This is a genomic window from Leptospira ellinghausenii, from assembly GCF_003114815.1.
In the GTDB taxonomy this organism is placed as follows: domain Bacteria; phylum Spirochaetota; class Leptospiria; order Leptospirales; family Leptospiraceae; genus Leptospira_A; species Leptospira_A ellinghausenii.
Genome location: NZ_BFAZ01000003.1, coordinates 297,228 through 303,548 on the forward strand (window position 1 = coordinate 297,228; position 6,321 = coordinate 303,548).

The following is a 6,321-nucleotide window of genomic DNA, read 5'->3' on the forward strand; positions in this document are numbered from 1 at the left end:
TCAATTGGGTGTTTCTCCCTCTACAAAGGGATTTTTTATCTTTTGGAGCCGCTCTACGATTTCATTTTTGCGGATTTCAAAGGTATCCGGTGGGTCATTCTCGTGCCAGTTTTGGTAGAGTTTCCGTTTTCCTTCTGGGATGGGAATTTGGTAACGCCACTCCATATAAAAGTAAATCCTCGCAATGTCTCCCCTGATGTCTGGTTTTGGTTCGGCAATGGATGCCTTGAAGTTCACTTCAAAATCACAAAGCCCATACTCCCTGGGTTCCCCTTCGATTTCTCCATAGGGAAAAATGCCCCTGTCCGCGTTAATTTCGCCTGGAACGGGAACAATGTTGTGGAGGTCGGCTTCGATGAGATTAAATTCAGGATCTGTTGCACCACAACACTTCCTTCCTTTTAAAAGTTTCCCACCTACTTCACAATTGGTTTTGGTCCAACATTCTCTTGTTTTTCCGAAACTATAAGCAGGTACAATGTGTTCCCATTCGATGTAGTTTTGTCGTTTGGAATCTTTCCTTGCTTGTAATCCGCAAGTATTTTGTTTGATTTTGAAACGTCCGAATTCCTCTTCATCTTTTTCAAACTCACATCCGCAATAAAAATCCTTTCCTACTTTTTCATAAAAACGCTTTAAAACACGTTTTGCTTTTTGAAAATCGGTGATTCGGTTTTTACCATTAGTTTCAGTTTCATTTGATTCAGAAAAAAGTACATAACCAAACCCAAATAACAGGATGAGTAGAAATAAAATGGAAGTTCGTTTCAATATTATATAAGAGAAAGTTAATACACTAATGGTAGAATGTACAATCCTATATTACAAAGAAATGCAAGTGTCCATGTGGTGGAACGTGCAAAAGGAAAATCTGCAATATACAGGTAAATGTATACAAAACGTAAGGAAACAAAACTGAGTGCGAGGATTTCAGCGAAATAAAAATCTACTTCGATAGTTAAATTAAGGAGGATTGCAATCGCAAATATAGGGAAGGCTTCAAATCCATTTAAGTGAGCGCCGTAAGCTCTTCCGCCCCATCCAGTAAGTTTTGATTGTTGTTCCCTAGGATGGTGGTTGTCATATCCTTTCCCTTCGCGTGACATTGCAACGGCTACAAAAGCCTTTGCTAAATAAATTTGAGAAATGGAAACTAGGAGGCAAATGATCAGAATTGTCATATGACTAAAGGTAAATGAGAGATTCTCTTTTGTAAAATGAAAATTTTACCAATGGTCTCTTAGTTTCCGTAAGAGTAAGAATACAGAACGATCATCTGTAACCGTTTCCCCCATTTCTGTTAGTCGGTCTTTTATGGATTTTGAATCACGTCGAAAAAATGGGCTTAATTTTTTTTCAAGCCCAATGGTTGAGACCAAATGAGGAGTAAGTGTTTTTTGGAACAATTCTCTCTCATCATGAATGGGTTCTATATGTTTGGAAAAATTCAGATTATTTTCCCAATAATCATGGCCTGGATACAAACGACATGTGTCAGGCAAATTGGCATACCGATGGTTTATGGTTTCATACAGGGCATTTGGATCGCCACCTCGGAAACAATTGCCCACACCTACATTGAATAATGTATCACCTGAAAAAATCCCAAGTATGGTTTTAGGATTTTTATGTACAAAACTTAAATGAGAAAATGTATGACCGGGAGTGTCCCAAACTTCTATGGATTCCCCTTCCACTGAAAAACAAATTTGTCCTTCTTCCAATGTTTCGTCGAGTCCAGGAATTTTTCCTTTGGCATTTTTGTGCCCATAGATAAGACATTTGGTTTCTTCTTTTAATTCTAAATTTCCTTCTGTGTGATCACCGTGTTCATGTGTATTCAAAATTCCCTTCAATTTTAAACCCATTTTTCTCAGTTGGGTGAGGATTAGCGGAGCATTATAGGGATCCACACAATATACTTCGCCTGTTCGATTGGAATAAACGAGATAAGTATAGTTGCGAAGGGGAGAGTTTGTAAAGATGGGAAGGATTTCAATCATTTTGATTTCATCCTTCCCTTAGGTTTAGTAGAGGATTCGAGTGCGAATCGAGTGTTTGTGGGCTTTGATTTTGTCTTTTAATTCATCACCCAAATTTTTATCAATTTCCATACTCAAATAACCAATGTTTGCTGATGTACTCAAGTTTTGAGTGAGGATATTTCCTCCCATATCGGAGATAATGGAGTTAATGTCCCGTAGGAAACCTGGTTGGTTTTGGTGGATATTTAGAATTCTGTGGTAACCCGATTTTAAATTCCCCAACTCAATGTTTGGAAAGTTCACAGAAAAAGTGGTGGAACCATTATTTATGAATTTTAATAATTTTTCGGCAACTTCCGTTCCAATGTTCTTTTGTGCTTCTTCTGTGGAACCACCAATGTGCGGAGTGAGAATCACATTGGGTAGTCCTTGTAATGGGCTTACAAATGGATCATCATTTGATTTTGGTTCTTCTGGGAAGACGTCAACACCAGCTCCTGCAATTTTTCCCGATTTGATTCCTTCCACAAGTGCATCAATTTCAAGAACCTTTCCACGAGATAAGTTTAATACATAGACTCCATTCTTTAAGAGAGGTAAGTGTTCCTTACGGAATAGGTTTTTGGTATCTTCTGTTTCGGGAACATGGAAGGAAATAAAATCAGATTGTTTGAGAAGTTCTTCGTAACTATGTGCAGACGATGCATTGCCGAGTGGGAGTTTGGAAATGATATCATAAAATACCACTCGCATTCCCATGGATTCCGCAAGGACCGATACTTGGGTTCCAATATGACCATAACCAATGATGCCGAGAGTTTTCCCTCTCACTTCAAAACAACCTTTTGCAATTTTATTCCATTTGCCAAGGTGGACGTCCCTTGATTGGTCCGATGCTTTTCTTGCGAGCATGATGATTTCGGCTATGACAAGTTCAGCCACTGACCTTGTATTACTGTATGGAGCATTAAAAACAGGAACTGCTCGTTTTTCAGCTTCTTCCAATTCCACTTGGTTGGTTCCGATACAAAAACAACCGATCGTCATTAATTTTTTCGCATTCTCTAATGCTTTTTTTGTGACGTTTGTTTTACTACGAATACCAAGGACATGGACATCAGAAATTTTTTGGATGAGTTCTTCTTCTTCCATCGCATCTTTGATGAGAGTCACATCAAAACCATCTCGATGGAAAAGTTCATATGCATCCTTGTGGATGTTTTCCAGAAGTAGGACTTTTATTTTTCCTTTGGGATAAGATACCATAGGAACAGGATTTTTTCCTTTGCCAAACCTTGCATCTCGAAAAAGGTTGGGTGTATCATGGAAAGAATCTTCTCACTCACCCGAATTTCCTCGATTTTCCTCCTTTTTTTGGTCCTCGTTTCCTGTTCTGGAAGTAAGGCCTTTGTCGTGACCCCAGAACCGACCTTGGAGCAACAAACTGCGATTTCCAAAGACATTTGTATGCAAAAATACCTATGGTTATTCTCAGGAAAACGCCCTTGTGTGTATTTTAAGGCAGAACGAGATAATAGCACTGGGGCTATCAATTATTTCCTCCTGTATGAAATTGGAACCTTTGATGTTGATATCCCAATTGGAGTATCGTTAAAGTTGGGAGAAACTTGGTACAATTTAAAAAAGACCAATACTGATTATTCTGATACCATCATTGTGACTTCGGCGCTAACACAAGATATGTTACCCAAAATTGGTGAAAACCAAAACATCACCATCAGTTACACAAATCGAAAGGAAACCATCAATTACCAATTGAATGGAGACCAAACGGCAAAATTCCAATCCAATCTCTCGAAACTCATCCGTGTGATTGAATCGGAACCAAAACTCAATATTAACAAACGTTAAGAAGCAGTTAGGTAATTTTTAATGCCGTAAGGTTTTAGAGACCTCTGCTTTAATCAAAAACCTCTCCAAGACTTAGTTGTTAAGGAGAGGTTTTTTTATCCCTAGAAAGAATGGCTGCGGATTCTATTCTGGGCGCATCAATGGAAATAAAATGGTATCTCGAATGGAATGTGAATCTGTCAGTAACATGACCAATCGATCTATTCCAATCCCAAGCCCACCAGTTGGCGGAAGACCATATTCTAGGGCGCGGATATAATCATCATCCATCATAAAGGCTTCATCATCTCCGGCTTCCCTTTGTTTTACTTGTTCTTCAAAACGTTCCCTTTGGTCAAAAGGATCGTTTAACTCAGTAAAGGCATTTCCAATTTCTCTCCCAGCAACATATGGTTCAAATCGTTCCACAAACTTAGGATCATCTTCTTTTGATTTTGCAAGAGGAGAGAGTTCTTTTGGAAAGTCAGTGATAAAGATAGGTTGGATGAGGTGAGGTTCTACAAGAGAACTAAACACATCATCACACACTTTCCAAATCGATACTGAATCAGAAGAATCTACTCCTTTGGATTTTGCCTTTTCAATTGCTTCTTTTACATCGGTGATTTGGCTAAAATCAATTCCTGAATATTCTTTGATGATATCAATGTATTTGACGCGTTTCCAAGGAGGAGTGAGGTCAATCTGGTCTTTGCCATAAGCAAATTTTAATCCTTTTCCAATCGATTGGGCCACAGAAACGATCATCCTTTCGGTAAGGGATAACATGGTTTCCATATCACCAAACGCCATATAGGCTTCCATCATGGTAAATTCTGGATTGTGTTTTGTGGAGATACCTTCGTTACGAAAGTTACGGTTGAGTTCAAACACTCGGTCCATTCCACCTACAATGAGTCGTTTTAAATATAGTTCAGGTGCAATTCGAAGGAAAAGTTCCATATCAAGAGTATTGTGGTGGGTCACAAATGGTCTTGCTGCTGCACCTCCTGCAATCGGTTGCATCATAGGAGTTTCCACTTCTAAAAATCCTTCATTTGTTAAAAACTTACGAATTTCCGATATGATACGAGAACGCATTTTGAATGTTTCACGAACGTTTTCGTTTACAACAAGGTCCACATAACGCATTCTGTATCGTTGTTCTACATCCGAAAAAGCGTCATACACAACACCATCTTTTTCTTTTACAACGGGCAGTGGTCTAATACATTTTGCAAGCAATTGAACATTTGTTAAGTGAAGTGTGGTTTCTCCTTTTTGTGTTTGGAATAACCAACCTTCGATTCCAATCCAATCTCCTAAGTCTAGAGACTTAAATAAGGAGTAATTTTCTTCGCCTAGGTCATCCCGAGTCGCATACAATTGGATAAGACCTTCTGCATCTTTTAAATGGGCAAAACTTGCCTTACCCATAACACGTTTTGCATGCAGACGTCCACCGAGTTTGAAAGTTTTTTTCTCAGTTTGATTGGGATCAAAACTAGATAATAGCATTTTGGAATCTGAATTTGGGAAAAAACGAAGTGGGTAAGGATTGATTCCTTTTGTTTTTAAATCATTTATCTTTTGAATTCTTTGTTCTATGAGTTCGTTTGAATCTTTAATTTCATCCATGTTAAAGGATACCTCTGATGTAAGAATAGATATAACGTATGAATTCTACGGAAACTTCTCTCGTACCTGATTCTGATAAAAACCAATTCGAACCCGAAATTTCAGATGGAAAACTATACGCTGTGACTTTTACGGGTAAACTGGTTAATGTTTTTTTGTAAATATTCAAAACACGACGTTTCTCAAACTCTCGTGTTAGGAGTAATATAGACCCTAAATTGTCAGAAACAGCTAATTTTAATAGGTTTTTGGATGCCTCGTCTGTGTCACCCATTTTGGAAGCCGGGATTACAAGAGTTATGATTTGAGAACTTGGGATTCCATTTGAAATGAGGAATTCTTTCACTTTTTGGTCTATTTCAAAAGGCCCAATCAATTGGTTTTGTGATTTGTCTTCTTTACTAACAAGGATTAGCTTTTTGAAATCTGATTTGGAATACAAGTTTGTGATCGACTTTAGTTGTTTTCTGTTCGGCAAAACGTCTGTGAGTTCCAATACGGCTATGTCTGATTTTTGGTATGGATCATTTGTTCCCAACCAATATGGGCTTGAAAGTAACAAACCCAAACAAAGAAAGATCGGCGAAAGAAAGCCAAGAAAGAGTAATTTAAAACGAAAGGTTAAATCGGAAACTTGCATACTGATGACCCCTACAACCTACCGAGAACTAAGGGCAAGTGACAAGAGAAAATTCATCTCCTTGACGAAAGAACCCGTTTTCCTAACCTGTCCACATACACACCCGCTCGGATGGTGGAATTGGTAGACACGCTACTTTGAGGTGGTAGTGCCGCAAGGTGTGGGGGTTCGAGTCCCCCTTCGAGCAGAACTTTTCTACATCACACA

At 38.6% G+C, this 6,321-nt stretch carries 7 protein-coding genes and 1 tRNA gene; 2 read left to right on the forward strand and 6 right to left on the reverse strand.

The features are described 5' to 3' along the window. The 4 genes from DI076_RS03745 to serA are packed head-to-tail and all read right to left on the reverse strand — an operon-like array spanning nucleotide 1 to nucleotide 3,251. Nucleotides 1–771 (reverse strand): endonuclease, encoded by a 771-nt coding sequence (locus DI076_RS03745; RefSeq protein WP_108958654.1) that lies wholly within the window; start codon nucleotides 769–771, stop codon nucleotides 1–3. Between the two features lie 17 nt (nucleotides 772–788). After that, the gene (locus DI076_RS03750; protein ID WP_108958655.1) at nucleotides 789–1,181 is read right to left on the reverse strand and encodes an MAPEG family protein; all 393 of its coding nucleotides are present in this window, start codon (nucleotides 1,179–1,181) and stop codon (nucleotides 789–791) included. Between the two features lie 45 nt (nucleotides 1,182–1,226). Then, entirely contained in the window at nucleotides 1,227–2,003 is a 777-nt protein-coding gene (locus tag DI076_RS03755; RefSeq protein ID WP_108958656.1) for an MBL fold metallo-hydrolase, read from the reverse strand. 24 nt (nucleotides 2,004–2,027) lie between these two features. Further along, the gene (serA, locus tag DI076_RS03760) at nucleotides 2,028–3,251 is read right to left on the reverse strand and encodes a phosphoglycerate dehydrogenase (protein ID WP_108958657.1); all 1,224 of its coding nucleotides are present in this window, start codon (nucleotides 3,249–3,251) and stop codon (nucleotides 2,028–2,030) included. A 57-nt stretch (nucleotides 3,252–3,308) separates the two neighbouring features. Between serA and DI076_RS03765 the strand changes: the two genes are divergently transcribed. After that, entirely contained in the window at nucleotides 3,309–3,857 is a 549-nt protein-coding gene (locus DI076_RS03765; protein ID WP_108958658.1) for a hypothetical protein, read from the forward strand. A 123-nt stretch (nucleotides 3,858–3,980) separates the two neighbouring features. On the opposite strand, the gene lysS is transcribed toward DI076_RS03765, so the two are convergent. Together lysS and DI076_RS03775 are read right to left on the reverse strand one after the other, a co-directional pair. Further along, nucleotides 3,981–5,465: a lysine--tRNA ligase gene (gene lysS / locus DI076_RS03770; RefSeq protein ID WP_174705015.1), complete on the reverse strand. Its 1,485-nt coding sequence runs from the start codon at nucleotides 5,463–5,465 to the stop codon at nucleotides 3,981–3,983. Nucleotides 5,466–5,475: 10 nt separating this feature from the next. Beyond that, nucleotides 5,476–6,114, reverse strand: coding sequence for a hypothetical protein (locus tag DI076_RS03775; protein WP_108958660.1), 639 nt, complete (start codon nucleotides 6,112–6,114; stop codon nucleotides 5,476–5,478). Nucleotides 6,115–6,219: 105 nt separating this feature from the next. On the opposite strand from DI076_RS03775, the gene DI076_RS03780 reads away from it, so the two are divergent. Further along, a tRNA-Leu gene (locus tag DI076_RS03780) sits at nucleotides 6,220–6,301 on the forward strand. Nucleotides 6,302–6,321 lie beyond the last annotated feature (20 nt).

Coding starts and splice junctions, on each gene's coding strand:
- DI076_RS03765 (WP_108958658.1), top strand. CDS start 3,309: ATGGAAAGAATCTTCTCACTCACCCGAATTTCCTCGATTTTCCTCCTT.
- serA (WP_108958657.1), bottom strand. CDS start 3,251: ATGGTATCTTATCCCAAAGGAAAAATAAAAGTCCTACTTCTGGAAAAC.
- DI076_RS03750 (WP_108958655.1), bottom strand. CDS start 1,181: ATGACAATTCTGATCATTTGCCTCCTAGTTTCCATTTCTCAAATTTAT.
- DI076_RS03755 (WP_108958656.1), bottom strand. CDS start 2,003: ATGATTGAAATCCTTCCCATCTTTACAAACTCTCCCCTTCGCAACTAT.
- DI076_RS03775 (WP_108958660.1), bottom strand. CDS start 6,114: ATGCAAGTTTCCGATTTAACCTTTCGTTTTAAATTACTCTTTCTTGGC.